The organism is Methylobacterium oryzae (assembly GCF_036441375.1).
GTDB lineage: Bacteria > Pseudomonadota > Alphaproteobacteria > Rhizobiales > Beijerinckiaceae > Methylobacterium > Methylobacterium oryzae_A.
Genome location: NZ_MLCA01000008.1, coordinates 177754 through 203871 on the forward strand (window position 1 = coordinate 177754; position 26118 = coordinate 203871).

The window sequence follows — 26118 nt, forward strand, 5'->3', positions numbered from 1 at the left end:
GCTTCCACGCGGCGCACTCTTGAGCTGCACGATGTTATCACGATCTCCAAGGTATCCTGATTGGTTGCCTTTGCTAATGCGATAGGAGGACGGATCAACGCACTCGGGCGTTGCGTGGGCAAACTGCTATGGCGAGGTTGGGCTGAAGACGGTGCGTCCACATTTCAGCAAACCCTGATCTGAAGTGGACTAGCCGCTTTTGGCTAGTTTCGGCTGGTGCCGCTGGACCTGCAGGCGTCCAAGACGAATGCGTTTCGAACCGCCCGCTTTCGGCAGAATTGCTCGTTAAGCGGCTGCCCTAGCCGGTCCAACTTCAGTCGTAGTGGGCGCCGTCACGACGCCCGTCAACGGATGATCAAGACGTCGATCCAGCGGGTGCCCGGAATGATGTCTGTACGGGTTGTTTGGTCGAACGGCGGGTCGGAGGGATCCTGCGGAGGTGCGGCGATGTCGTTGAGGTCCACCGCCATCGGCCTCCCGACGAGCCCGTCGTTCGTCGCCTGGAGGGCGTAGTAGAGTCCGTTGCTCAGCTTGGCTCCGTATTCGGCCGGCGCTTTGTAGAGGAAGAGAAGTGCGTGCTCCAACCACACATAATCGCCCGGGCGGACCGTTCCCGGGTTCGCGTAGGGATAGGGGACATGGCACTGCACCTCGGGCCCCTCGACGCATTTAAACTCGCGCATCGACAGGAAGAAGTCCTTGAACTTCGCCCGGTCGAGGGTGACGACGAACCGCGTGGCGTCCGCCCCCGGGGTGAACGTCACGGTGCCGATTGGGATGTACATACCGTCGCGGGTGCGGAGCTCAAGCTGCTTCGTGCCGACCATTTCCCAAGCATGCGCCGGACCTGCCATCCCGAGGAGGATGGCAGCGTAGAGCAGGCAGGCCCGGAGAAGGTAGGGTCGCGTGGGGCGGGCTCTGGAGGCAAATACCATCGTGGTCACAGGCGGGTCGTCAGATTGGTGAGCCAAGCAGGCAAGGCATTGACCAGGACGGTCTCCGCGGCCTTGTCGTAGCCCGTGGCGATCATCAGGCCGGTGGCCACGAGGATGGCGCCCAAGGCAACCTTCAGCCCCTTGCCGAGCCCCATCATCCGGTTGCGCCAGCGCACCAACACCTCGCGGGACAGCGTGCCGAGGAGCAGGAGCGGCAGCGTGGCGCCGACGCCGAACAGAAGCATCGTCGCAGCTACCGTGCCCAGGTCTCGCCCCTGCGAGGCGAGGAGGGACGCGGCCCCGAGGGTCGGCCCGACGCAGGGGCTCCAGACCGCCCCGAGCAGCAGCCCGACACCGAACTGGCCCAGAAGCCCAGTGGTCGAGAAGCCACCGAACCGGCTCTCGGTCCAGTTACTCACCGGGCCGGCGGCTACGGCGAGACGGGTCTGGGCGGCAGGAACCATCAGGACGAGCCCCATCAGGACCAGCATGATGGCCGCGACGGTGCGGAAGACATCGACGTCGAGGCCGATGGCGAACCCCACGGTCGCCACGAATAGTCCGATGGCCACGAAGGACAGCGCGAGACCAGCGGCCAGAGCGGCGGGGCCGAGCCTATGCTCCGAGGCCGCCGCGCCCAGAACCAGCGGCAGCAGGGGCAGCACGCAGGGGGACAGCACCGAGAGGATCCCGGCGAGGAACGCGAGGCCGAACGTCGTGGCCATGACAGACCTACAACGCCTTCTCGACGGCGCCCTCGATCCATTCCGGCTGGGTGTCGCCGACCGAGCGGCCCGTCTCCTTCTCGCCCTTGAAGGTGATCAGGGTGCTCTTCCTCGTCACGCCGAACCGCTTCAACACGTCCTTGCGGCTGTCGAAGTCGACGTCGAACACTTGCAGGTCCTTGAACCGGGGCTGGGCCTCCAGCTTGGCCAGGATCGGCTTCTGCGCCGCGCAGACGGTGCACCACGGCGCGGTGACGTGGACGAGGATCGGCTTGCCCGCCTTCTGTGCCGCCTCGAAGGCATTGGGTGTGAACACCGCCTCGGCGGCTTGGGCGCCTGTGCCGAACAGCAGGGGAGCGGCGGCCAGGGCGCCGAGCAGGAAGCGTCGGGTGGTCATGGGGGTGTCTGTCTCCTTGGTGATGGATCGAGGCGAACGGGTGGCTCAGTTGGTTGCCTGGGTGACGGCGCGGTCGATGTTCACGCGCTCGGCCCAATCCTTGGCTTCCTGCTGCCCCTTGAGATCGATTAGCCGGGCACCGCTGACGTCGACGTTCTTGAAGTCTGCGCCCGTGACCGTGGCGCCGGTCAAGTTGGCCCCGGACAGGTCCGAGCCGATCAACACCACGTCGGTGAGGTCGGCATCCTTCAAGTTGGCGTATTCGAGCCGCGACCGGCCTAGGTTGGCACCCTTCAGGTTGGCGCCGGAGAGGTTCACCGACACAAAGACGGCCCGCATCAGGCCCATGGACTGATTCTTGATGTCGGCGCCCCCCTTGAGATCGACCAGCGTGGCACCGCTCATGTTGGCGCCCTTGAAGTCGCCGATGGGCATGGACCGGCTGAGGTCGGCCCCGCTGAAGTTCGCGTCGCGGGCGGTGATGCCGAACATCTTCGCGTCCGCGAGCTTGGCGCCGGACAGGTCGGCCTTCAGGAACCACGCCTGTTCGAGGTTCGCGCCGCTGAGGTCGGCGCCACGGAGGTTGGCCTTGTTCAGGCGGGCGGTCCGCAAGTTGACGCCCCGGAGGTTCAGACCGGAGAGGTCGAGCCCGGATAGGGACTTGTCGTGCAGGTCGACCGGCTTGCCGTCCGCGGCCTTGATCAGTGCTTCGACGTCGGCGCGGCTCATCTCCGCCTTGGTCATCGCGGGCGAGGACATGTCCGCCCCCAGCAGCAGGTCCTGTTCGGCCGAGGCGGGGCCGGCGGCGAGGGCGGCCAGCATGAAGCTGAGGGCGAGGCGGCGCATCGGTACACTCCCGGTGGGCACCGCGCAGGGCGGGCGCCCTTATCGTGTTCGTTGTGTCGCGATGCTATGCGGAGCCTCCGCACCCGGTCGGTGACCCAGGTCACACAAGTCCGGCGCGGCGGGAGAAAAACGCAACGCGAGCCGGACGATCACCCGTCGTCACGGCCGGGGGGGACGACGCCAACCATGACGGACGCCCAGAAAGTCGAACGTTGGATCGACCGTTTCCCGCTGCTCCAAGCTCTCAGCCCGGCGCACCTACAGATCGCCCGGGGAACCGTCCACTTCCCGGTTCTAGATGCGGGCGCCGTCGCCTACGAACTCGATGGCGAATGCGCCAACTACCTGATGTGCCTGGAAGGGCGCACGCGCATCTTCCGAATGTCGGAGGGCGGGCGCGAGGTCCTGATCTACAAGGTCGGCCCCGGAGGTACCTGCGCCCTGACGACCCAGTGCCTCTTGTCCGGCGGCAACTTCCCGGCGCAGAGCATCGCCGAGGAGCGAACCGAACTCGCGGCCCTGCCGGTGAGCACGTTTCAACACTTGATGGGCGAGAGCGCCGCCTTCCGCAGCTTCGTCATGGACGACTACACACGGCTGATGTCCGGCTTGTTCACGCTGATCGACGAGGTCGCTTTCGCGCCCCTCAAGCAGCGCCTCGCCCATCGGCTCCTGGCCGAGGCGGACCCACGGGGCGTGGCCGCGGTGACCCATCAGAAGCTCGCGGACGACATCGGCAGCGTGCGGGAAGTGGTGAGCCGCATACTGGGGCAATGGGCCGAGGCGGGCCTGATCGAGGTCCGGCGTGGCGCGGTCGAGATCGTCGACCGCGCCGGCCTGGAAGCCACCGGTCGTAAGTGACAACGGCGAGTGGCGCCAGCACGGAGGCCGATGCGGATCGCGCTTCTCGACTGTGCGGCCGAGCCGCCCTGGTTTCGCTCTACGGTCCCGCGATGCCGAGAGCCGTCGCATCGCACGCCAGGGTCTCGACGAGGAAGTTACGCGCCCGGCTTGCCCGGCTTTTCACGGTGCCGACCTGGCAGCCCAGGCGGACCGCCGCCTCCTCGTACGTGAAGCCCTCCGCCCCTACGAGGAGGAGGGCCTGGCGCTGGGCCGCCGGCAAGGTCCCGATCACGTTCATCACCGAGCCGAGGGTGACCGCGTGCTCCTGGTCCGGGGCGGCCAGCAGGGTGGCCGCGTACGCCCCGTCGCCGTCCTCGACCTCCCGCTTGGCCTTGCGGATCTCGCTGTAAAACTGGTTGCGCAGGATGGTGAAGGTCCAGGCTGTGAAGTTGCTGCCGGGCGTGAACCGCGTCCGGTTCGCCCAGGCCCGGATCAGCGTCTCCTGGACGAGGTCGTCCGCCCTTGCCTCGTTTCCGCACAGCGACACGGCGAAGGTCCGCAGCATCGGCAGGCCCCCCGGATGAGGTCGGCGCGGAAGCTGTCGGCGAGCCTTTGGCCCGATTCCGCAAGGGCGGCCTCGAACCGCCCGATGAGGACCGACAGCCTCGCCGGGACCGGAACCTGTTCGGCGAGGGCGAAATAGTCCCGCAGCGGCCCCGTGAGGTGGGAAACGATGGCCGCCTTGCGGCAGCCGTCAACCGGCGCGGCCTTCGGCTCGGCGACGGGCGATGTCTCGGTCACGGATCATGGTCTCCAATGGACGGCGCGCCACCCCCGGCGACGGGCGCAGCCTTACGCGTTCAGGCTGGCTCGACGGTCGCCCCGGCCTTCGCCAGGGCCGGGAAGCCACCGGCGACATGAGCGACCGGGCCGAGGCCCATGTCATTCAGGGTCTTGGCGGCCAGGGCCGAGCGGTTGCCGGAGCCGCAGTAGAGCACCAGGCGCTTGCCCCCGCCGAGCTCGGCCCGGTGGGTCGGGCTCGCGGGGTCGGCCTGGAACTCCACGAACCCCCGGGGCACGTGGACGGCCCCGGCGATCCTGCCGGTCTTGGCCAACTCCTCGCCCTCGCGCACATCGACGAGCACCGTGTTCGGCTGGCCCAAGCGCGCCAGCGCCTCTTCGGCCGACAGGGTCTCCACCTCCCGGTTGGCCTGCGCCACCAAGTCCTTGGCGCTGATCGTGGTCATGGTCGTCTCCGTCATTCGCCCCACGCCGCGCCGTCGAAGGCGTCGAGCGGGATCTTCAGGTAGCGGCGGCCGTTCGCCTCGGGCTCGGGCAGGCGCCCGCCGCGGATGTTTACCTGCAGGGAGTGCAGGATGAGCTTCGGCATCGGCAGTTCGCGGTCGCGGGCCTCGCGCATCGCCACGAACGCCTTTTCGGTCGGGGTCACGACGAGGTGCGGGTTCTCCGCCCGCTGCCGGGCGACCGTACTTTCCCAGGCCGCCGCCCGGCCGCCCGGGCGGTAGTCGTGCCCGGTGAACAGCCGCGTGTCGTCCGGCAGGGCCAGGATGCGCTGGATGCTGCGCCACAAGGCGTGCGCGTTGCCGCCCGGGAAGTCCGCCCGCGCCGAGCCGCTGTCGGGCATGAACAGGGTGTCGTGGATGTAGGCGGCGTCGCCGATCCGATAGGCGATGGAGGCCATGGTGTGACCCGGCGTAAACATGACCTCGACGTCGAGGTCGCCGATCCGGAAGCGCTCGCCGTCGGCGAAGAGCCGGGACCACTGCGAACCGTCCGTCCGGAACGCGTCGGGCAGGTTGTACAGACCCTTCCAAAGCCGCTGCACGTCGACGACCTTCTCGCCGATGGCGGTCGGGACGCCGGTCTTGTCGTGCAGGTAGCCGGCCGCCGAGAAGTGGTCGGCGTGCGGGTGGGTGTCGAGGATCCACTCCAGGACGTAGTCCTCCCGCTCGATATGGGCGAGCAGGGCGTCGGCGGAGCGGGTTGCGGTCGCGCCGGACTTCGGATCGAAGTCGAGCACCGGGTCGATGATGGCGCAGCGCTTCGTCTCGGGGTCCGCGACGACATACTGAATGCTGCCGGTCGGCTCGTCGTGGAAGCCGGTCACGATGGGACGCCCGCGCAGGGCTCCGACGGTCTGGTTCGACATGGATCTCCTCCTTTCCGGGATCAGGCGCTCATACCGAGGAGCGGCAGGGCCCCGCGGGCGACGACGTACAAGCCGACCAGGATGACGAGGCCGGCGAAGGTGACGGTGAGGGCGCGCTTGCGCCCGGCGAGGCGCTGGCCGAGCCTCGATCCGACGAGGCCCCCGAGTACACCCCCTAGGATGAACAGGCCGGCGAGCGGCCAGTCGATCAGGACGGAAGCGGCGTAGCTCGCGGCGGTCGCCGCCCCGAAGGCGCTGACCGCGACCAGCGAGGTGCCGATGGCCATGGGCAGCGGCATCGACGTCGCCAGCATCAGGCCCGGCACGATCAGGAATCCCCCGCCGATCCCGAAAAAACCGGAGAACAGGCCGACCGCGAGGCCAATGCCGAGGAGCCAGGGCAGGAGCATCGGGGCGCTGGCCTTGGTCAGGCGCACGTCCGGGTCGCCCTCGCCGCGCCGCTTGCGCAGCATCAGGCCCCCGACCACGAGCATGACGACCCCGAACAGAGCGAGCAGGCTCCGCCCGTCGACCGCCTTGGCGGCCGCCGAGCCGACGAGCGCGCCCACGACCCCGGCGAGCGAGAACGCCGCCGCGCACCGCCACTTCACGTTCCCGGCCCGCCATTGCGGGACAAGGTTGCCCGCCGCGCTGACCGAGACCGCCAGGGCGCTGGTCCCGATGGCGACGTGGGGCGAGGACACGCCTACCACGTAGGTCAGGAGCGGGACCGCGAGGATCGAGCCGCCCCCACCGACGAGGCCGAGGATCACGCCCACGACCCCGCCCGAGCCGGCGGCGAGACCGGATGTGAGGGGACCGGGCATCATGCGTCGGCTCCCAGCACGGCCGTCGGCTTCAGGCGCGCCGCCGGCACCAGGCGGAACAGCAGCATGCCGGCGACCATCGCCGCCACGAAGGTCACGGCCTCGGCCGGGGCCACCGTCAGGATGGTGAGGGCAGGCCCGGGGCAGAGGCCGGCCAGCCCCCAGCCGAGACCGAAGATCGCGGCCCCAGCTATCAGGCGTCCGTCGAGGTCGCGCCGGGCCGGGACGTCGAGCCTGGGCGCGAGCACAGGCCGTCCGCGCCGCCGCGCCAGGCGGTAGCCGGCGGCCGAGACCGCGACGGCGCCCGCCATGACGAGGGCGAGGTTGGGGTCCCAGCGGCCAGTCACGTCCAGGAAGCCGAGGACCTTGGCCGGGTCGGCCATGCCGGAGACGAGAAGGCCGAGGCCGAACAGGAGGCCGACGGCGAAGGCGGAGGCGGTCTTGGCCATGGCTCAGGCTCCGACGAGATGGCGCGCGACGAGGACGGTCAGGACGGCGATGGCAATGAATGTGCCGGTCGCGGCCAGGGAGCGGGGCGAGCCACGGCCGAGGCCGCAGACCCCGTGGCCGCTGGTGCACCCGGCACCGAGGCGCGCGCCGAAGCCGACCAGCAGGCCCGCGAGGATCAGAAGCGGGAACGATGCTCCGACCGTCACCGGTGGCAGGCGGCCACTCAGGCCGGCATAGGCGAACGGCGCCAGGACGAGGCCCGCCACGAAGGCCGCGCGCCATCCAGTCTCGCGCGAGGGTGGGGCGAGCAGTCCGCCGAGGATGCCGCTGATGCCGGCGATGCGTCCGTTGAGGAGCAGGAACAGGGCCGCGGACGCGCCGATCATGGCACCGCCGGCGAGGGCGCTGACAGGCGTGAAGCCGTTCATGGAGATCCCTTCGGAGATGCGGCTGAAGAAAACCCGCAGGCGGCGCTTGATCCCCAAGGCGCCTGCGAGGTTGACCTGACACCGGACGCGTCGCTTCCAAACGCCTTAATTTCGATTATGCTAATTTAGTATTATCTAATGTAATGTCAAGAGGGAGACGTCCGATGGTGCCTAGAACTGCGCAGCGGGTTTCGCTTCAAACGGGTGCGCGGGACAACCGACGCATCGCCGCCGAGCTCGATGCGAGCGTGCGCTGGCACGCCGAGCACCCGCAGGTCATCGGCCGTCGGCTGCGCGAGCTCGACGCGGAATGGGACGTCGAGCGGACGCTGGAAGCCAACGCCGCGACGCTGGCGCTCACGGGGACGGTCCTGGGCATGACCACGGACCGGCGGTGGCTCGCCCTGCGGCGGTGACCGCCTTCCTGCTCCAGCACGCCGTCCAGGGCTGGTGCCCGCCGTTGCCGGTGCTCAGACGGCTCGGCTTTCGCACGGCCCGGGAGATCGAGGTCGAGCGTAACGCCCTGAAGGCGCTCCGTGGCGATTTCGGGCCCATCGGACCCGGACCGGGCGATCATGACAGCCGGCCTGGCCACGCGCTCATGGCGGCCAGGCTCTGACGGACGGCGTTGGGGAGGCAGCCACACTCCCCGAACTAGTGATAAAACCTTCGGCTTGATACCGGTTGTGAGGGTCTGCTTGCAACCCAACTCGGTCATGCGCCTACTCGTTGGCGGCCCTCCCCAAGCAGACCTGCTTCGGGTAAGTGCGAGGGCATAGTATATACCAAGCGCCTAATGAGACGATGACGTTGGTTGGCTCTCCCTACGGCCAAATCCGAGCGCAGCGATTGGGTGAGCGCCCCTTCGCTGGCCATTCGACAGAAAGCCTGCATCGAAAGCTGGCTTGTGGCTCGCTTCTCCAAAAGACTGAGGAGAAGATCCGTAATGAGATTGAGTGGCGGGCTCGCAACGAAATTCGTGGCCGCTCCTAGATAAAGATCGGCTCAAACGAGTTACAAGCCCCAAATGCTGGGCAATAGTTTCTCAACCTGGGGTCATCGTCGCCGAATCTCAATAACAAAAATTCTAATTTTTCGGAAGATAAATATAAGAAAATTATTGGTGTCATCAGCGTGCAATGCTTCAACAAAATCATCTAAACCGCTTTTGTAGCCTATCAAAAGGCTCAAAGGCGGCATTGTTTGTGAAGAGGTTGCTGCAATTATCTGCGCTGATTTTCGTGTCGGCAATCAGTTTTCATACTGCGTCGGCAGCGCAGATACAGATGCCGACACATGGGTGTCAGTCCCAAGCTGATGCAGAGAACCTTGAGAATATTCTTAAGAGCAGCAATTTCGATAAATACCAGCGCGAGTTGGGTCGGAGACGACGCGTCGGTGTCTGTCGTATGTGGGCGATGGGTGAGATCGTATCTGTCAAAGACCGAGACGATACGCTCGTATGTCTTGCTGCCAAATCTGGAGGCATCTGCTATTGGTCATCCCTACGATCCATTGAGTGATGTCCATATCCTCCGGAAATCCGCCGCAGAGCGGACTGTCGCAAATCCACCCTGAGCGGCCCTCTCGCTTCCGAGGCATGCCAGCCGCTCGCAACGCACTCGGCGTTTCTCGAAAGCGGTCGTTCGTCGGCTGTCCCGCAACTTCGGTTAGGGCAGAAATTACCCATGTTCGGCTGGGCTGGTTGCTATGATCCCGAGCAGCAGGGTGCAAGCTGGCCGCTCTCGCGGGCCTCTTGGATTGGCGGACAGGGTACGTCACCGAAGGAACAGAATACGCAGCAGTCGCCTAAATTCGGACGCAGGAGCGTGCCGCAGCCGGTGCACTCATAGAAGAACTGACAGGCGTCAGTCGGCATCGTTTCCGTCGCCTGCTGGCCGCAGTGCGGGCATGTGAGAGTGGACTGAAGCTGCATCCGCCTTACCGCATGGCCCTGAGCACCATGGGCTCAAGGTAGGGTTCCCAGACAATCGCCAGGGCAACCAGCGCCGTCCCGACCGCGAGAAGGGCGGCTGTGCGCCGTGATGGTCCGGGGCTGGCACATGGGCCGGCCGTGTTGCAGACCACTGCCCGCCGACGAAAGAACAGCCACCAGCCCACAAGGAGGGCCAGTGCAGCCCCGCTGAGCAGAAGTGGTCGGATGCTCGCCAGCATCGCCAACCCGCCGAACGCCGCTCCTGTAGCACCGAGACTGGCGAGCGCCACCGGCAGGGCGCAGCAGGACGATGCCGCTAGAGCCCCCAACCCGGCGACCGTACCCAGCCCGGCGAACCAGCCTCCTGAGGGAGCTGGTAGGCTGTCCCGCGGACGCGGAGCGGACCTCACAGGGGTTGCTATGGATGGTGTGTCTGTCATGTCCGTGCCACTCTGCATCCCGTAGCCACTACAGGATCAAGCGAAAAATGGTCATGGGTCCGCGTGGTTTCACCATTGGGCAGCTCGCGGCGGCAACCGAGGTCAATTTAGAGACGGTCCGCTACTACGAGCGCATCGGGCTCATGCCGCCGCCTGCCCGCACCGAAGGCGGACACCGGGCGTACGAGCCGGCTCACGTCCGACGCATAGCGTTTATCCGCCACGCCCGTGCGTTGGGCTTCGGGATCGAGGACATCCGGGCCTTGCTGACGTTGGCCGCGCCCGGTCACCGATCTTGTGCCGAGGTCCGGGACATTGCCAGTGCGCACCTGTCCGAGGTTCGCACCAAACTTGCCCATCTTACGCGGCTTGAGCGCATCCTGAGCGCCACGGTCGACCAGTGCAGCGGCGCGCCAACGCCTGCCTGCCCAGTTCTCGACATGCTCGATGCTCCGATGTGAGGCGGCACCCCCTTTGAAGATTCGAGGACAATCGCGAGCGGACGCGGAGAGTATGTCCCCTTCGATGCTTCTCCGATCAAAAGCGGACCGGCTGAAAATTACCCCTCGCGGACCCTGCGAACTGGTACCAAGCTTCAGATCATGACCACTAGGGATGGATGTAGGCGAAGCCCATGCCCTGCAGGCGCGTCAGTTCGGCGACGCCGCTCGGCACGAGGTCGTCCTCGCCGACGCCGTACAGGGTGGTGCGGTCGATTTTCCGCTCGCGCAGGGTGTTGGCGCAGACCAGGAACCGGACGCCCATTCCCTTGAGGGCGTCGATGCGGCCGGCGAGTTCCTTGTCGTTCGCGGCCGCCTGGAAGAGGCCGACCCCGTCGCCGAGGCTCACCACGCGGATCTCAACACGCGTCCTGCCCACGGCATCGACGTGATTGCGCAGGTTGGCCAGCAGGCGCTTGAAGTAGGCCGCTCCGTCCGGGCCGCCTCCGCCGTTGTGGTAGACCACCTTTTGGTCGGCGTAGTGCCCGGCTGGCGCCTCCGAGCCGGCGTGAACCGTACCGATGCCCATGATCGCGAGGGCGAGCGCGAGCATCAGGTTCCTAAAGACCGTCGTCATCCGCCACTCCGTCGTCCGTCAGGGGTTCGGGCGCCTCCGAGGCGCCGCGGGAAACGTCGTCGAGGCGCACACGGTCGAGGCTGCCGATCGTCTCCGGCGCCGCCGGCCGCGCGGCCTGGGCGGTGCCGTGAGACCCGAGCACGACGACCTTCGTGCCGGTCGGCACGCGTCGATGCAGGTCGATGACGTCCTGATTCAGCATGCGGATGCACCCTGAGGATACCGCCTCGCCAATGCTCCACGGCTCTGTGGTGCCGTGGATGCGGTAGAGCGTGTCCTTGCCGTCCTTGAACAGGTAGAGCGCCCGGGCCCCGAGAGGATTGCGCGCCCCACCGGGCATGCCGCCGGCCCAGCGCCCGTTCCGTTCCGGGTCCCGGCGGAGCATGTCGGGTGTCGGCGTCCAACGCGGCCAGGACGCCTTGCGGGCGACCGTCGCCTCCCCGGTGAACTCGAAGCCGGCCTTGCCCACCCCGACCCCGTAGCGCATCGCCTTGCCGCCCTCCATGACGAGGTAGAGGAAGCGTCCGTAGGGATCGACCACCAGCGTGCCTGGTGGCTGCCTAATCGGATAGTCGACGACCTGGCGGACGTTGCGGGCCTTCAGGTCGCGCGGCTCGACCGCATCGACCGGGAACGGCTCGTCGGTGATGGCCGCGTAGCGACGGACGGCATCGGCCGGAAGGTGCGGCCCCGCCTCCGTGACCGGGCCAGGGGCGCCCATCGATGCCGAACAGGCCCCGAGCGCCGCGGCGAGTGCGAGAAGCGCCGGGAGGCGCACAACCGGCCGCATCACGAGCGACCCTTGGCGCGCGCCTGTGCGACCGCCTGCTTGAAGCCGTCGTAGTCAAGGGCGGCCGCGACCTTCAGCGGGCCGATGAGGAAGACCGGCGTGCCCTGCAGGCCGAGGGCGTCCGCCTGGTCGAGGTTACGCTGGAGTAGGGCCGAGATCTCGCCCTGGTGGGACGTGCGGTCCGCCTCCAGGCGGGCCATGTCGACGCCGGAGGCGGAGACCGCCTCCAGCATCCGCTCCTTCGGGATCTTGCGGCCGGGGATGCCCATCAGCGCGCGATGCACGTCGTCGTAGCGGCCCTGGTACTTCGCCGCGAGGGCGAGCTGGGCGCCGTAGACGGAAGCCTCGCCGAGGATCGGCCAGTCCTTGTGAACAAGGCGGATGCGATTGTCCGACTTCACCAGCCGGAGCAGGTCGGGCTCGGCCTTCTTGCAGAAGGGGCAGTTGTAATCGAGGAAGGCGACGATGGTCAGGTCGCCCTTCGGGTTGCCCGAGATCGGCGCCTCCGGATCATTGAGGATTGCGTTCGGGTCGATGCCCTGGGCGAAGGCCTCCCCGGCGTGGGACACCAGCGACACCAGGGCGGGCGCAAGCGCGACGGCGGGCAGTAGGGCGAGCAGGGTCCTGCGGTCCATGACGGTCTCCGTGGGTATGGGTAGTTCGAGAGGGGGGAGCTCAGGCTCCGACAAGGGCGAGGCGGCGCTTAAGGTCCTCGACCGTGAGCTCGCCCTCGGTGCGGGCCTCCCAGACCTCGCCGCCGTCGGGTCGCATCAGGACGAGGGTCGGCTGGCCGACCACCTCGAAGCGGCGCATCAGGGCGCGGGTGGCGTCGTCGTCGCGGGTGACGTCGGCCCGGATGACCGAGACGGCCTTGAGCCGCTTCCGGATGTCGGCGTTCGCCAGGACCGTCCGCTCGTTCGTCCTGCAGACGGTGCACCAGTCGGCGGCGAACTCGACGAGCACCGGCTTACCCTCGGCTCGGGCTGCAAGGAGGGCGGCCTCGAAATCCGGGACGGAGGAGACCGTACGGGCCCCGGCGATGTGGTCCGGTCGAGACGGGCCGAGGCCGGCAAGGGGCCGTAGCGGGTCGTCCGCGCCCGTGGCAGCCCCGAGGAGGAGGAGCCCCCCATGGGCGAAGGCCAGCAAGCCCGCCGCGCGACCGGCGCGTGACGGGCGGCCGTTCGTGGTCACCGCCGCGAGCGCCAGCCCGGTGCCGATGGCGAGCGCCGCCCAAAGCAGGAGGGACAACCCGTCCGGCAGCAGGCGTGTCACGAGCGAGGCCGCGAGAGCGAGGAACACGAAGCCGAAAGCCTGCTTCGCCCGCTCCAGCCACGGGCCGGACCGCGGCAGGATGCCGGCGCCGAACGCGCCGACGAGCACCAGCGGCGCGCCCATCCCGAGGCCGAGGGCGAAGAGGGCCAGCGCCCCGCGCAGGACGTTCCCCGTCTGGGCGACGTAGAGAAGGGCGGCGGCAAGGGGTGGCGTCACGCAGGGCCCGACGACGAGGGCCGAGCTGAACCCGAGGAACGCGGCTCCCGCGACCGATCCACCGTGGGCCGCCGGGGCGCCGAAGCGGTCCCGCCACCAGCGCGGCGCCTGCAGGTCGAACAGGCCGAACATCGACAGGGCGAGCGCGACGAACGCGGTGGCCATCAGGCCGAGGGCGAGCGGGGTCTGGAGCGCGACCTGCAGGTTGCGGCCGAGCCAAGCCGCCGCGACGCCGAGGCTGGCATAGGCCGCAGCCATGGCGAGGACGTAGCTTCCGGACAGCGCGAGGCCTCGTCCGGGCGTGAGCTCCTGGCCCGAGCGGGCGATCATGCCCGACAGGATCGGCACCATCGGCAGGATGCAGGGGGTGAACGCCAGCAGGAGGCCGAGCCCGAACATGCCCGCCAGGACACCGGCGAGGTCGCCGACAAGAAAGAGAGCCGGTCCGGCGGGGAAGACATCCTGGCGGGTGGGCGCGGCGACCGTCCCGCCCGCGGGCCCAGCGGCGGTGGTGGCCTCGTCGGCTGGGGACGCGCCAGCGCTTGCCAGGGAGGCGAGGTCCAGCCGCTTCGTGACCGGCGGGTAGCAGATGCCCCTCTCGGCGCAGCCCTGATAGGTGACCCGGACCTCCCGCAGGCTGGCCAGCGCCGCGCCGGGAACGATGGCCTCCACGGAGTCGTGATAGACCTCGGTCGGCCCGAAGTTCGGGTCGTCCTTGGTCTGCGCGGGCGGCGTGCTGATGGGAAGCTCCGTGCCGGTGCCGGCCTCGGCGCGGATCCTGTCCCGGTAGAGGTAGGTGCCGGGCGCGATGGTCCAGCGCAGGTGCAAGGCGAGGTTTGCGTCGCGGGTCGCGACGAGGGTGAAGGGCGTCTGCCGCACGGTGGCGTCCTGGGACCATCCCGGCGACCACGGCGCGGCGCCGGCCCAGACCAGGGCGGCCAGGATGAGGTGGGCGAACACGTTCGGCATGGGCGGGGTCCGGATCGGCCCGCCGCAGGTCAGAAACGCAGCTTAAGCCAGGCTTAAGCCAGGCCCGGAGGATGAGGGACGGTCAGGGGAGACACGCATGCGCATCCTCGTCGTCGAGGACGATCCCATCCTCTCGGACGGGCTCAGGGCGGGGCTCGGCCTCGGCGGGGCGACCGTTGACTGCGTCGCGACCTGCGCCGACGCCGAGGCGGCCATCGCCACGAGCGCGTTCTCGGCCATCGTCCTCGACCTGATGCTCCCCGACGGCTCCGGTCTCGACGTGCTGCGTGGTCTGCGCCGCCGGAAGGACCGGACGCCCGTCGTCCTGCTCACGGCGCGCGACGCGGTGGCTGACCGGATCGCCGGGCTCGACGGCGGCGCCGACGACTACCTCGGCAAGCCCTTCGACCTCGACGAGCTCTCGGCCCGCATCCGCGCAGTGGTCCGGCGGGCCTCGGGGCGGGCCGCCGCGCTCCTGGAGCACGGCGGCATCCGGCTCGACCCCGGGAGCCTCGCCGTCACGGTGGACGGCGTGCCGGTCGGCCTGTCCCGGCGCGAGGTCATGGTCCTGGCGGCGCTGATGGAACGCCCGGAGGTCCTCCGTTCCAAGGCCGAGTTGGAGGAGCGCCTCTACGGCTGGCAGGAGGAGGTCGAGAGCAACGCCGTGGAGGTCCACGTGCACAACCTGCGGGCCAAGATCGGCAAGCACGCCATCGAGACGGTGCGCGGCCTCGGCTACCGGATGAGGGCGCCGGCATGACATCCCTGCGCGTCAGGCTGTTCGCCACCCTGCTCCTCGCGACCGGCCTGATCTGGCTCAGCGCGGTCGCCTGGATCTACCTTGGCTCGAAGCGCGAGGTGGAACAGGTCCTCGACACCCGCCTGCAGGAAGCCGCGCGCATGGTCGGCTCCTTGGTGGGCGCCGTCGGCGGTACGGCCCCCGACGGGACGCTGCCTACATTCCCGGCGCCGACCGCCTACGAGCGGCAGCTCTCCTGCCAGATCTGGTCCCTCGACGGGCGCATGGTCGCGCGGTCGAGCGGGGCCCCGGAGCGGCGCCTGTCAGACGCGCCGGCCGGCTTTTCCGAGCGCGAGGTCGACGGCGAGACCTGGCGGGTGTTCACGGTGGAGGACGCCGAGAAGGGCGTGCGCGTCATGGTCGGCGACCGCCTGGGCCTGCGTGAGCGCCTCGTCACCGATCTCATCATGGGCCTCGTCACCCCCGCGCTTCTGGTCGTGCCGTTCCTCGGGATGCTGATCTGGGCGAGCCTCGGGCGGGGCCTTCGCCCCTTGCGCCGGATGGCCCGCGACCTCGCAGGCCGCGACGCCGACGACATGAGCGCCATCGATGCCGGCCGGGCCCCCGCCGAGGTGCGGCCGTTGGCCGATGCCTTGAACGGCCTGTTCCTCAAGGTCGAAGCGGCGCGCCGGCACGAGCGGGAGGTGACGGCCTTCGCCGCGCACGAGTTGCGCACGCCGCTGGCCGGGCTGAAGACCCAGGCCCAGGTCGCCATGGCCACCACCGACCCGGACGTGGCCAAGGCGGCGCTGCGCCAGATCCTGGCGGCCGTGGACCGCACAACCCGCCTCGTCCGGCAATTGCTCGACGCGGCCCGGCTCGACGCTGCCGGGGAGACGACGGCCCTGGCCGAGGTCGACGTGGGTGCGCTGGTGGCCGAGACCGTCGACGGCATGCGGTTGCCGCCGGGGGTCCGCACCCTCATCGACCCGAGCCTGCGCGGCTATTCCCTACGGGCCGATCCCGAGAGCCTGCGCCTGGCGGTCCGCAACCTGCACGAGAACGCCGTACAGCACATGAAAGCCGGCACGGTGGAATGGCTGGCGCGACCCGGCGGGGAGGGCGTCCTCGTGCGCGACGAGGGCCCCGGGATTCCCGCCGAGGAACTGCCCCACGTGACGACGCGCTTCTTCCGCGGGCGCCACAAGAGCGCGACGGGGAGCGGGCTCGGCCTCGCCATCGCCGAGATGGCGTCCCGCCGGAGCGGCCTGTCCCTGCGGCTGCGCAACCGGCCGGATCGCCCGGGGCTTGAGGCGGAGATCCTCCGCGCCTGATGCGGTCAGCAGAGTTCCGGGCAGAAGATATCCTTGAGCGTCGCCAGCACCCGGGCGGCGCGGGGATCCTCAAGCCTGTAGTGGAGCGTCTGGCTCTCGCGGCGGTACGCGACCAGCCCGTCCTCGCGGAGCTTGGCGAGATGCTGCGACAGGGCCGACTGGCTGAGCTCGACCGCCTCGGCGAGGCTCGTCACGTCCATCTCGCCACGGGCCATGAGCAGACACAGGATGAGCAGGCGCTTCTCGTTGGCGAGAAGACGGAGCAGGCGCGCCGCGTCGCCGGCCTTGTCCTGGAGCCGCATCAGTTCGCTCGGTGTGACGGCGTCCATCGGTGTCGTTCCTGAATCGATGATCCCAGCTTATTTAGCTGATCCTAATATAGCGTGTGCTTTCCGTCTCGCCATACCGACGTGTCCCGCCCGCCTCGCCGGTCCGGCCCTACGCATTGTCGACGCCCGCGGTCGCCTCGGCCGACGCGGACGCATTGCGTCTCTTTCCCGTCGGCGACGTGATGCTCGTCCAGCCCGGACGCTTCCTGTAGAGCGCTTCCTTCTTTTTCTTCTCGAAAAAGCGGGAGTGGTGATCTCGCAAGAACATCTGGCGGTTGACGCGGCCGGGCGTCAGCGCCTTGTCCAGGACGAGCGCCTCCTTGGCCAGACTGGGCGGCAGCCGGCGCACGATCTCCTCAATGGACATCCAATCCTTCTCCGGCAGGATCTCCGCGATCTCGCGGATGACGTGGTCCCAGAATTCCGACCTGCGGAGGTGGGCGACCTCCTTGCGGAGCGCGACGACCTCCGCGCGGAGGGCGGCGGTCGTCGTGTCCTTGACGACCTGGCGTGCCCGGAGGGCCTCGTTTTCCCGTGCCGTCTCCTCGGCCCTGATCTGCGTCTCGTTGAGGAGTTGGCCGGCGGCTTCTCGCTCCCGCTCCAGGTAGGCCCGGCGCTCCTCCAGGCGGGCGTTCGCCTCGGCCATGGCGGCGTCCCACAGGCCTTCCATGAAACCGGCCAGGCGCGTCGAGAGCGGCCCTGGAAGGTCCAGCACCGCCAGCCGCGGGTTGTAACTCCGCGTAGCCTTCCATGCGATCAGGTGGGCGTCGATGGTTCTTTCGGTGCAGCCGATCTCCGCCGCTCGCAGGTGATCGAGCACGCGTTTCTGCGTGACGCGCTCGCCCGTCGTTTGGACGTGGTCCGCGGAGGCCCAGACCTGCTCCCTTGTCGGCATGCTCGCATCCCTGCTCTTGCGGAATGATGTGGGGTCCGCCGTTAAAGAGGCACCAACGAAGGGAAGGAAGCGGGAAGCGCTTCCCGCTTCCTTCCCGCGTCCCCGAAGTATGCGGCACCCGTTCGCGGCGGGCCGAATTAAGCATGCGCGGCGTTTGTCCCCGCAATCCTTTTCGGGACTACTTGCGAACCACGCCGTTCACCTGCATTTAGGCAAACATGTTCGCGTACGATAAGCATCCGGCGAACCGGACGGGGATCCCCGTGCCGACCGGCGCCGATTCCTCCCGCGGCTAGCCGCGCGCATCGTCGCGCGTACCGGGAGCCCGTTTGACGGAAGCCTCCCGATGACCAGACCCCATTCCCTCCGAAAACACGCTGCCGTGCCCGCGGCGGGGCTCACCCCGGCCGCACGTCTTCACCGGCGCGTCGAGCGCCGCCCCGACCTCGACCCCCGCGAGGGCTGACCCGGCGCCGATGGACGCGCCCGGCTGCCTCGCGCTCGGAGGCCGCGATGATCCAAGGCCTGAAGAGACGCTCCGCCAAGGCGGTGGACCAGTACCACGCCATCCTCGATGAGGAGGAGGCCCAGCAGGCCGCCTCATCGCCCATGCAGGCAGCCCCCTCGGCCCATGCGGTGCCGTTCGGGCCATTCTCCCGCAGTCGACGAGCTAGTCCAGCTCGTCAAGCGTGCGGCGCAGTTCCGCGTGGGCAGGCTCGTCGGTCATTCGACGACACAACGTGAGGCAGGCCGGCACCGATGGGACCGCAATTGTCTTCGCCCAAGATTCCGGCATCGACCATAACCTGTGGCGCTTCGTGGCCCCTGCCTTCGAGGACCGATACCGCACGGTGCCGTTCGACCACATCGGCGCCGGCGGATCGGACCTGTCCGCCTACGACGTCGAGAGGTAAGCCATGCTCGGACGGCTATGCCGACGACGTGGTCGCGCCCTGCCGCGAGCTTTCGGCGACCGGGGACGTGCTGGTCGACCATTCCGTCAGCGCGACGACCAGGGCGTTGGCCTCGAACAACCCGCATGTGGTCGCGCCTGACGGTCGATAGCGGCTCGCTGACGCACGCCGCGTTGATCGCACTTAGCGCTCCGACTCAGCCTGTTCGGCGGCGAGGCATCCGCGCTGATGCCGGCTTCGAGGTAGGATACACATCCCTGGGTCGTCGACGCCTTCCAGGCGCAGCAGCGCCTGTGCCTCGTTGCGCCGCGTCGGGAAGCAGGCCACCAGCCACGTCGATCGCGCGCCAGACTGCGGAAACGCCGCGCGCCGCATCCGAGCGTACGACCGGGGCGACGCCGGCGTCGTCTAGCATGCGGACGACCGCTTGCGTGCTGGTGGCGTGCCGTCGTGCCAACGCGCTCGCCATCACGTAATCCCTTCGAAAATTCCGGACCGAACGCTCATCCACGCCGTTCCTGGCGAGGCGCCCGTGATGCCCGCCGCCCGCCGCCCGGAGGCATCCGGCGCGTACCAAAATCGGCACCATCCGCGTCGCCAGCCCCAAAGCCTTGGCCGCGCGCCGGACGTCGAGGGACCGGCTGCCGTCCTCGTGCAGACGCGTGCCCCATACGGCGTCGAGCGCCACACCAAATCCCGCGAGCGAGAATGGGCCATCGAAGCCAGGCAATCGATGGACGGGGTAGACTCCTTGCAGGATACCCTGAATCACCTCGGACAGCTTGCGATGCTTCGAGCGGTTCACCCGACAGAGCGAGGTGACGCCCAAGGGACCGCCCGGCGTCGCGAACGCCGCGATCCGGGCGACCAATCCATCCGTATCTTCCGGACTATAGGCGCTGCCGATACCGTTCCCGCACGATGGCCGCACGAAAGCCAACAGGCCCGCATGGCGCAGGTCCTCCAGCGCATGCCGGGAGATACCAAGCCGAGCCGCCGCCGCCTCAGGCGTCAAGGATGCGGTGAGGCGTTCGCCGGTTCGCGCCACGGATGCCGCACAGATCCGGAATTCCCGGCGCCCGCCCACGCGGCGAAAGCGGCCGACGAGCTGGCCTGCCTCCAACATCGTTGCCACCTTGGCAGCGGTGGTGCCGAGGCGCGTGGCCGTCGCCGTGGCGTCGAGCCAAGTCGGTTCCAGCTCCTCGCCGCGAACGGCGGCCCAGCCCTTCGCCGGCCGTCCCGGAAATTTAGAGAGCTGTTGGCGCACCTCGTCCACGAAGCCGCGAAACACCGCGTCGTCCAGGGCGGCGCGCATGCGCAGCATGGTGCGACGAAGGCCCTCATCGCCGTGGTGGGCCTGGATGCCATCGAGCCACGGCCCGACGCCGGCAGGCCAGTTGAGGAGCGCAGCCGCGGCCTTCCCCATGACGGCCTCCGTCTCCGCGGTCTCGGGTCTCGAAATGAAACGGCTGCGCCAATCCTGACCGGCGTCCGACGCGGTGCCGGTGAACCAGGCCAGCCGGGCCGCGGCATCGAACGTCGGGACAGGAGCGAATCCCTGCGGCCGACTTCCCTGCCGATCGCCGCGGAGCAGCCCCTCCAACGTGACGAGCAAGGGCAGCGCTCCCGCGGCTGCGGTCGCGGCCGGCGCAACCGCAAGATCCGCACGGCAGCGGCACCGGCTTGCCGAGCGCCGGTCCCAGCTCAGCGGCCCGACGCAGTCCGGGCATCGGTCGACGAGACGGAGCCCGTGCCGCGTGCACGCCGTGAGCAGGCGGCAGTCCCAGGCCGGCCGAAGGCGATGGCCCTCCGCCAGGCAGGACGGGCAGACCCGGGCCCGGACGAGGTCCAACAAACTCGGCGACATGCGTGTCCCCTCGACCCCTATCCGGCCGTCCGGCCCGGGCCAGCTGGCGAGGGCGGCAAGCTCCGGCGCCGGCACCGCGCCGCCGAGAGCCGCCTCCAGCCCGGCCAGGTCGCAAGGTCGGGTGGCGAAGGTATGCGGCAGGCCGGCAAGCCGCCGGATCCAGGCCGAGCCGGGATGCGCGTTCGCCTCGACGAGACGGAGCACGAATGCATGCAGCGTCTGGCCGTGCGCCGGAAGAGCGCGGGCCGCCAGCCTGTCGCGGATCGCCTTCATTTGGTGAGCGCCTCCGCCAATGCGTTCTTGCGCTCGGCTTTCGTCGATTTGTCGCGGGTGTTCCGCGCCCTGCGAAGCTTATCCTTGCGCCGCTTGTCCTTCGCCGTGGCCGTTACGTAGTTCTCCTCGGCGATGGCGGGCGGAAGCCGGCCGTCCCATTGCGGACCGAACGGGTTGATCAGCCTCTCGTTCGCCTTCTGCGTCCGGAAGGCCTTGTCGAACGCCTCCCGCAGGAGCGCGAGATCGATGACCGGCTCCGGCGGCGGCTTGGCTCGCCCGGCCTCGCGGCTCCGCGCGAGGATGATGCGCATCGCCCGCGTCAAGAGCTTCTTGAGGCCCCCTGTCAGGCCCCTGGACGCGTAGAAGAAGCGTTTCGCGGTCTCGTCGTCCATCACGTCGACCTCCTCCGCGAACGGAACGGGCGACTCGGCCCGGAGGCCCGCCAGCAACCCGATGAAGGCGTCACGGCTCGAAACGTCGTCGTCCGCGTCGTCGCCCCAAACGTACGGCGTCATCTCCAATTCCACGTCCCAACGCCGGTCGAACTGCCCGTCCTGCTCAAACAGGGGTTTCATCCGGTTGAGGCCGAACAGGAAGAAGCATGCATTGTTGTTCGCATGCCGGTCCTTGATCCAATCGATCAGCTTCTCGGCGGTCAGCACGCCCGCGCGGTCGACCACGCGCTGCCCCTCGTCGATCAGCACGCCCTTGACGCCGCAACCTCGTGTCAATCGGTCCAAGCGCTCGTCCAGACCCTCCGGCTTCCCGAGGGAAGCATGGGGGTCGCCGAGCTCCTTGAGCATCTCCCGCCCCAATCGCTCGACCGAGATCCTCGCCGCGGGAAGCGTCACGCAGAGCAAGGGGACGCGGTCCGCGATGATCACCGTGCCGTCGGGCATCTGCACGCGCCGGTCGTCCTTGACGCGGGGATAGGCCGCCTTGATCTGCTTGAACACGGTCGTCTTGCCGACTCCCGAAGGACCGACCACGGGGATGCAGGGCAGCGTCGCGACCTCGCCATCCTCCTCGTAGAGGTCGAGGGCGTCCTCGATCTCCTGGACGACAGCCTGGTAATTGGGATGCTCCACGAAAGCGGCGTGCATCTCCCGGTGGATGTTGCGGCGGCGCGGCGTGCTGGCGGTCATCTGGTCTCCTTCAGAGGGAATGCGACTTCGGGCTGCGAGCCGCTACAGGCTGGCTGCCGGGCCCCGGACCAAGGGGCGCCCGTGACCCGCTAGGATTGGCCGAGCGACTTATTCGACCTGAAGACGGGGATCTCACGCCGTCGGGTCGGACCGGCACCAATGGCCGGGGGTGACGCCGGCCGTCCCGGTTCTGCCGCCGGGGGCGGTAGCGCGGGGCGGCCTGTCGGATCGACGAGGACAGGCAGCCGGCCATCGTGGTCGAGCGTGGCGAAGACGCGCGGCGTCCCGAGGCCCATCGCGCGCGCGATCTTCGACTGGATCCCGGTGCCGAGCGCGTCCCCGGCCGAAGAGGCGATCAGGCTCTGCAAGTGCGCTTGACTCTCGATCCAGCCCTCAAGGTCGTCGCGTCCGGAAAGGCGGTCGGAGTGGCGGCGCTGCAGTGTGTGGCGATGAAGGTCGAGATCCTCCGTATAGGCCAGGTCCCGGGCGTAGGCGGGAATCCAGATCTCCTCGTCCGGATCCCAGACGTGGACCTTGGACAGGTTCAGCGGATTGACCTTGACCTTGACGAGAAGCTTCGCGCCCCGCCGGCGGCGCAGGATGTCGACGCCGTCCGAGTAGTAGTACAGGCCCTCGTAGACGACCCCGCGGTTATCGAGCCGGCGCCCTTCGCGGACGATGCCGAAGAGGAAGTCCAAGTCCATGCCGCGTTCGATGAAGGCCGGCTTGACCCGGCGCGTCCCTTCGAGCCACCGCTCATTGGGGCTCATCCTCATGCCGTTGCGGGGCGCGTTCGCGTGATAGACGTCCAGCAGCCAATGGTGCCATAGCCAGAGCAGGTGCCTCAGTCCGATCACTGCGTTGGCCGTCGGGTCGTAGTCGTGCTTGTCGAGTTTGAGTTCCCGCGACAGCACGTAGCCCGGCATCTCCTGGAGGAAGGTCTGGTTGGCGACGGCGAATGCGCCCTCGACCTCGCCCTTGACCCATGGGCAGCGCGGGGGCGTGAAATCGTACGGCACGTCGAGGTCGGACGTGATCTGCAGGATCGAGTCGCCGTGCGCCTGCAAGCTGTTGTCGAACGTGTAGAAGCGACCGACGCCGCCCGCCAGATACGGGTTTCGGATGTCGGGGTACTTTTCCGCGACGTACGACTTCATCAGGCAGCCGTGCCGCATGGTGGCGGACAGGACGAGGTCCCCGGGCGGCTCGAACCCGATGTAGAAGCCGACGATGCAGTTCGAGTAGACGTCCACCAAGATCGCCAGCCACGGACGCCCGAGCGGGATGCCGAGAGTGTCGTGCACGACGAAGAGCGGCAGTCTCGTCTCGTCGAACTGCAGGTGGGAGAGCGCCGCCTCGGGAGCGCCCCCCTCGCCTGGCCCGCGATGCATCGAGCGCGCTCGCGTCGCACCGTATTTGGCGATGTTGCGCAGCTGTGCCGGGAACTGGTTGTAATAGACGTAGAACGTCGACCGATCAGGCAGCTTCAGCGGCCGTTCCGGATGCCTCAGGCGCTCGACCTTCACCTCCTTCAGCGAGGCATCCATGATCTCGCGCATGGTGAGGACGGCCTTGCCGCCGACCTGACGCCGGTATTTCGAGGCTTCGAGCAGGCGGGCCATAACGCGCTTGATGGCCGCCGTCACCAGGGGATCGACCTGTGGCGTCCTGCCCCGCTTATCGAAGTCCCCACGCAAATCGCGCTGGTCTTCGTGCTCCCCAAGGATAGACAGCCAGCGGTAATACGACGCCGCGCTGCATGGCTTTGGCGTGCCATACACCTCGATCCCCTGCTCGGAACCGACCTCTGCGCAGATGCGGTCGAGGGCGGTGATCGGACGCATCTTGCCCTTGCGCTCGACCCAGGCGACCACCGCGTGCGCGGAGCCCGGTGCGATGCGTCTTTGGACCTCCCGGATGACACCCTTTCGGTAGCGGATGCGCATCTGCGCCGGCTTCGGCATGTCGGACAGGGGCACGCCATGGTTGCGTCGCCTCCGACGCCTCTCCTCCTCGGTCTCCGGCTCCAATCGGCTGTCGAGGGTCGCTTCGCCCTGGTCGTAGGCCCGGCGCACCTCGTCCGAGCGGCGCGGCATCACGATGCCGGTCGCGAGCGACTTCGCCTGCCAGTGCGACACGCCGTCGACATCGTGCTCGACGACGAGCTCGTACGTGCCGTCCTCGAACCGGACGACCGCTCCCGGTCCGAGTTCCACCTTCCTCATGACCGGTCCCCTCCCGCTGCCAACCCGATCCTTCGGAACGGACCCGTCCCTCGCCGCACCCCCATCTCCGGCCCGGCCGCGACGCCTAGGTCGACGGCAAGGTGGCCGTGCCGCGCGAGCGCGAAGACGGTATTGAGGTCGAGGCAATCCGCGAAGGCGGCGATTAGGTCGCCGGCGGACACGATTCCCCGCTCGGTGACGGCGTCCACGATGGCCCGGATGTCCGTCGGCTCCGGGAGGCGCGTCATCCGCTGCTCGAACACCGCGAGCGCGGTCTCGGCCCGGAGCGAGTCGATGACGTGGCGCTCCGTGAGCACCCTGTAGCCGAGGCCCATCGAGTTGACCGCATGGGCGATCCACGGCCAACGGGCTTCGTTCTCGGCGCTGGCCGCGTCGTCCTCGTATTTGAGCTCGACGAACTCGCCTGACTGCGTTGCCTGGACGTAGGCGTCGACGCGATGCGTGGCGAGCCGGTCGCCCAGCCTGTAGCGGATCACGACCGGCTCCTCGCAGAACCACGTGACGTCGCCGTCCAACTCACACAGCAGGGCATGCCGGTACTCCAGCGTCGACCGAAGCCGCATGTGCCGGCACGCCTTGAGGCTCGGGAAACGGGTCTGGCGACCGCGCGAGGCCGAGCGCGACGAGCGACCGATGCGCCGGACCGGCACATCCGGAAACCGCGCCGTGAAGGCCGGATGGCACGAGAGCACGCGGGCGTCAGGGGCATGCGGCCGAACCGCGGGCAATGGCCAAGACCTTTCGTTGGGCACCGGGCGACGCCGAGCCAGCGGCGGCGGCGGTGCGGCGTGCGCAAGTATTTGGAAGTAGGCGCGCAGCGCTGCCTCATCCGTGTGTGCGCTTACCGCGATGTCCCGTCCGAGCATGGAAGGCTCGGCGTTCCCGTCCTTTAAGGTCGGGCCGGGTTCGCCGATCAGCCGCTCGGCACCGCGCGGGGGGGCGCTGACCTCATGGGGCGGGAATAGGCGTTGCCGCTCGCCCGGCAAGCAATTCTCCATGGCGCGGATGGGGGGTCGGGTCTTCATCGCTGGTGGCCTATTTTCGGGCAGGAGACCGCATCGGTCGGAAGGCTGCGGATGTCGAAAACTTGGGTCATCGCGGAGGTCGTCGTGCCGACCCGCCCGGCCCACGTTTCCGCGCGGCCGGGCGATCAAGGGAGGCTCGCTACCGCGACATCTGCCCGAGCTTCGAGGCTTCCACTTCCGCATCGATTGCGGCACGCCACTCCCGCGTGGCCGCGACCGCGTCCTCCGGGGTGACGAGCGCGGCGCCGTTGGCGTCGCGACCGGCGGCACCGCGCTTGATGGCGGCGCCGATCGACCGCGCGATGGCCGAGAAGCTCTGCTGCACCCGCTGCCTGTCGGGCCCGGCAGGCGACTGGGCATAGACGGCGGTTCCCCGCTCGGCGAGCCACCCGCGCATCGCGTGGGCCTGCCAGAGGACGGCGTGGTCCACGATGACGGCGGCGGCCGCCCGGCAGGTCCACTGCGGCCCGAGCCCGTCGGCGTCGGCGGGGCCGTCGCCGAGGAGCATCATGAGATCGCCCACGGTCGGCGTTTCCCGGTACAGGCCGAGTGCGGCCGGGCAGTCGTCGGCGTCGAGCGCCACCGCCATCCATAGGGGCAGGGCGAACCCTTTCTCGGCGATCGCTGTCTTGTGCACCATACCGACGACAAGGCGGAGGTCGGGGCCCTCGCCCAAGTTAGGAGTGCCGGTGGCGCTGGATTGCTGGTTCATGGTGGCTCCTCACAGGGAGCCACGCGAAAATCCGACAGAAGGACTTGCTATGCCTGCGGTAGCATGGCATAAGGGTGATTCGGACCGGATTCGGGCGTGGCTCTCCAGGCTCGTTAGGGTGCCGCCAGCGCAGTCTGTCGAAGAACCTTTTGCGCCGGCGGCGGGACGTTCCGAAACGGGCGCGCGGTCTTGCAGGGCCGCGCGTCCCCTTCGGCGCGACACGCATCGTCCAACCGACGCGGCCACGAAAGACCATCATCGAGTTTTCATGATCGTTCGTCAAGCGACATACGTCGCTGAGCAGTCGTGCCTATCCGA

At 68.5% G+C, this 26118-nt stretch carries 27 protein-coding genes and 2 pseudogenes; 6 read left to right on the plus strand and 23 right to left on the minus strand.

Annotation, left to right across the window (positions count from 1 at the left end; translation table 11 throughout):
• Positions 1-344: 344 nt before the first annotated feature.
• From MOTC310_RS16885 to MOTC310_RS16900, 4 genes are read right to left on the minus strand one after another with little or no spacing between them, the layout of a single operon-like run.
• Complete coding sequence (locus MOTC310_RS16885) at positions 345-935, minus strand: hypothetical protein (protein ID WP_331302734.1); 591 nt, start codon at positions 933-935, stop codon at positions 345-347.
• 5 nt (positions 936-940) lie between these two features.
• Entirely contained in the window at positions 941-1660 is a 720-nt protein-coding gene (locus tag MOTC310_RS16890; protein WP_331302609.1) for a cytochrome c biogenesis CcdA family protein, read from the minus strand.
• A gap of 7 nt (positions 1661-1667) precedes the next feature.
• A complete protein-coding gene (locus MOTC310_RS16895; RefSeq protein WP_331302610.1) occupies positions 1668-2057 on the minus strand; it encodes a thioredoxin family protein in 390 nt (129 codons plus the stop codon).
• A 45-nt stretch (positions 2058-2102) separates the two neighbouring features.
• Positions 2103-2903 (minus strand): pentapeptide repeat-containing protein, encoded by an 801-nt coding sequence (locus MOTC310_RS16900; protein ID WP_331302611.1) that lies wholly within the window; start codon positions 2901-2903, stop codon positions 2103-2105.
• Between the two features lie 186 nt (positions 2904-3089).
• On the opposite strand from MOTC310_RS16900, the gene MOTC310_RS16905 reads away from it, so the two are divergent.
• Entirely contained in the window at positions 3090-3764 is a 675-nt protein-coding gene (locus MOTC310_RS16905; RefSeq protein WP_331302612.1) for a Crp/Fnr family transcriptional regulator, read from the plus strand.
• Between the two features lie 79 nt (positions 3765-3843).
• Here MOTC310_RS16905 and MOTC310_RS16910 read toward each other — a convergent pair.
• The 6 genes and pseudogenes from MOTC310_RS16910 to MOTC310_RS16935 all read right to left on the minus strand — a co-directional run bounded on the left by MOTC310_RS16910 (position 3844) and on the right by MOTC310_RS16935 (position 7621).
• Positions 3844-4547: pseudogene (locus MOTC310_RS16910) on the minus strand (sigma-70 family RNA polymerase sigma factor).
• Between the two features lie 59 nt (positions 4548-4606).
• Complete coding sequence (locus tag MOTC310_RS16915; protein ID WP_331302613.1) at positions 4607-4993, minus strand: rhodanese-like domain-containing protein; 387 nt, start codon at positions 4991-4993, stop codon at positions 4607-4609.
• Positions 4994-5004: 11 nt separating this feature from the next.
• Positions 5005-5916 (minus strand): MBL fold metallo-hydrolase, encoded by a 912-nt coding sequence (locus tag MOTC310_RS16920; protein WP_331302614.1) that lies wholly within the window; start codon positions 5914-5916, stop codon positions 5005-5007.
• A gap of 20 nt (positions 5917-5936) precedes the next feature.
• Positions 5937-6746 (minus strand): sulfite exporter TauE/SafE family protein, encoded by an 810-nt coding sequence (locus MOTC310_RS16925; protein WP_331302615.1) that lies wholly within the window; start codon positions 6744-6746, stop codon positions 5937-5939.
• Positions 6743-7192 (minus strand): DUF6691 family protein, encoded by a 450-nt coding sequence (locus MOTC310_RS16930; protein ID WP_331302616.1) that lies wholly within the window; start codon positions 7190-7192, stop codon positions 6743-6745. Before MOTC310_RS16930 ends, MOTC310_RS16925 begins: the two co-directional genes overlap by 4 nt.
• 3 nt (positions 7193-7195) lie before the next feature.
• On the minus strand, positions 7196-7621 hold the full coding sequence (locus tag MOTC310_RS16935) for a YeeE/YedE family protein (RefSeq protein ID WP_331302617.1): 426 nt from the start codon (positions 7619-7621) through the stop codon (positions 7196-7198).
• 164 nt (positions 7622-7785) lie between these two features.
• Here MOTC310_RS16935 and MOTC310_RS16940 point away from each other — a divergent pair.
• Positions 7786-8240 (plus strand): annotated as a pseudogene (locus MOTC310_RS16940) (hypothetical protein).
• A 1089-nt stretch (positions 8241-9329) separates the two neighbouring features.
• On the opposite strand, the gene MOTC310_RS16945 reads toward MOTC310_RS16940, so the two are convergent.
• Positions 9330-9557 carry a GDCCVxC domain-containing (seleno)protein gene (locus tag MOTC310_RS16945; RefSeq protein WP_331302618.1) on the minus strand — a complete coding sequence of 76 codons (228 nt, stop codon included), beginning with the start codon at positions 9555-9557 and terminating at the stop codon, positions 9330-9332.
• A gap of 5 nt (positions 9558-9562) precedes the next feature.
• Entirely contained in the window at positions 9563-10015 is a 453-nt protein-coding gene (locus MOTC310_RS32840) for a mercuric transporter MerT family protein (RefSeq protein ID WP_419539924.1), read from the minus strand.
• A gap of 29 nt (positions 10016-10044) precedes the next feature.
• Between MOTC310_RS32840 and MOTC310_RS16950 the strand changes: the two genes are divergently transcribed.
• Positions 10045-10458: a MerR family transcriptional regulator gene (locus MOTC310_RS16950; RefSeq protein ID WP_331302619.1), complete on the plus strand. Its 414-nt coding sequence runs from the start codon at positions 10045-10047 to the stop codon at positions 10456-10458.
• Between the two features lie 148 nt (positions 10459-10606).
• On the opposite strand, the gene MOTC310_RS16955 is transcribed toward MOTC310_RS16950, so the two are convergent.
• Genes MOTC310_RS16955 through dsbD form a run of 4 tightly spaced genes read right to left on the minus strand, consistent with a single transcriptional unit; the run spans position 10607 to position 14321 of the window.
• Complete coding sequence (locus MOTC310_RS16955) at positions 10607-11074, minus strand: DsrE family protein (RefSeq protein WP_331302620.1); 468 nt, start codon at positions 11072-11074, stop codon at positions 10607-10609.
• The gene (locus tag MOTC310_RS16960; protein WP_331302621.1) at positions 11058-11864 is read right to left on the minus strand and encodes a L,D-transpeptidase; all 807 of its coding nucleotides are present in this window, start codon (positions 11862-11864) and stop codon (positions 11058-11060) included. The genes MOTC310_RS16955 and MOTC310_RS16960 overlap by 17 nt, the downstream gene beginning before the upstream one ends.
• Positions 11864-12499 (minus strand): DsbA family protein, encoded by a 636-nt coding sequence (locus tag MOTC310_RS16965; protein ID WP_331302622.1) that lies wholly within the window; start codon positions 12497-12499, stop codon positions 11864-11866. Before MOTC310_RS16965 ends, MOTC310_RS16960 begins: the two co-directional genes overlap by 1 nt.
• A 40-nt stretch (positions 12500-12539) precedes the next feature.
• On the minus strand, positions 12540-14321 hold the full coding sequence (gene dsbD / locus MOTC310_RS16970) for a protein-disulfide reductase DsbD (protein ID WP_331302623.1): 1782 nt from the start codon (positions 14319-14321) through the stop codon (positions 12540-12542).
• Positions 14322-14418: 97 nt separating this feature from the next.
• On the opposite strand from dsbD, the gene MOTC310_RS16975 reads away from it, so the two are divergent.
• Together MOTC310_RS16975 and MOTC310_RS16980 are read left to right on the plus strand one after the other, a co-directional pair.
• Positions 14419-15081 carry a response regulator gene (locus MOTC310_RS16975; protein WP_331302624.1) on the plus strand — a complete coding sequence of 221 codons (663 nt, stop codon included), beginning with the start codon at positions 14419-14421 and terminating at the stop codon, positions 15079-15081.
• Entirely contained in the window at positions 15078-16394 is a 1317-nt protein-coding gene (locus MOTC310_RS16980; RefSeq protein WP_331302625.1) for an ATP-binding protein, read from the plus strand. The genes MOTC310_RS16975 and MOTC310_RS16980 overlap by 4 nt, the downstream gene beginning before the upstream one ends.
• Before the next feature lie 5 nt (positions 16395-16399).
• Here the strand turns inward: MOTC310_RS16980 and MOTC310_RS16985 are convergent, their stop codons facing one another.
• Both MOTC310_RS16985 and MOTC310_RS16990 read right to left on the minus strand, forming a co-directional pair.
• Positions 16400-16723: an ArsR/SmtB family transcription factor gene (locus MOTC310_RS16985; protein ID WP_331302626.1), complete on the minus strand. Its 324-nt coding sequence runs from the start codon at positions 16721-16723 to the stop codon at positions 16400-16402.
• 109 nt (positions 16724-16832) lie between these two features.
• Positions 16833-17618, minus strand: coding sequence for a DNA-binding protein (locus MOTC310_RS16990; RefSeq protein WP_331302627.1), 786 nt, complete (start codon positions 17616-17618; stop codon positions 16833-16835).
• A 740-nt stretch (positions 17619-18358) separates the two neighbouring features.
• Here MOTC310_RS16990 and MOTC310_RS16995 point away from each other — a divergent pair.
• Complete coding sequence (locus MOTC310_RS16995; RefSeq protein ID WP_331302628.1) at positions 18359-18532, plus strand: alpha/beta fold hydrolase; 174 nt, start codon at positions 18359-18361, stop codon at positions 18530-18532.
• 196 nt (positions 18533-18728) lie between these two features.
• On the opposite strand, the gene MOTC310_RS17000 is transcribed toward MOTC310_RS16995, so the two are convergent.
• The 5 genes from MOTC310_RS17000 to MOTC310_RS17020 all read right to left on the minus strand — a co-directional run bounded on the left by MOTC310_RS17000 (position 18729) and on the right by MOTC310_RS17020 (position 25800).
• Positions 18729-20672: a TniQ family protein gene (locus tag MOTC310_RS17000; protein WP_331302629.1), complete on the minus strand. Its 1944-nt coding sequence runs from the start codon at positions 20670-20672 to the stop codon at positions 18729-18731.
• Positions 20669-21817 (minus strand): AAA family ATPase, encoded by a 1149-nt coding sequence (locus tag MOTC310_RS17005; protein WP_331302630.1) that lies wholly within the window; start codon positions 21815-21817, stop codon positions 20669-20671. Before MOTC310_RS17005 ends, MOTC310_RS17000 begins: the two co-directional genes overlap by 4 nt.
• Positions 21818-21906: 89 nt before the next feature.
• Positions 21907-24042 carry a hypothetical protein gene (locus tag MOTC310_RS17010; protein WP_331302631.1) on the minus strand — a complete coding sequence of 712 codons (2136 nt, stop codon included), beginning with the start codon at positions 24040-24042 and terminating at the stop codon, positions 21907-21909.
• Positions 24039-25088, minus strand: a complete 1050-nt coding sequence (locus MOTC310_RS17015) for a hypothetical protein (protein WP_331302632.1) — start codon at positions 25086-25088, stop codon at positions 24039-24041. Before MOTC310_RS17015 ends, MOTC310_RS17010 begins: the two co-directional genes overlap by 4 nt.
• Before the next feature lie 139 nt (positions 25089-25227).
• Entirely contained in the window at positions 25228-25800 is a 573-nt protein-coding gene (locus MOTC310_RS17020; RefSeq protein WP_331302633.1) for a hypothetical protein, read from the minus strand.
• Between the last annotated feature and the right edge of the window lie 318 nt (positions 25801-26118).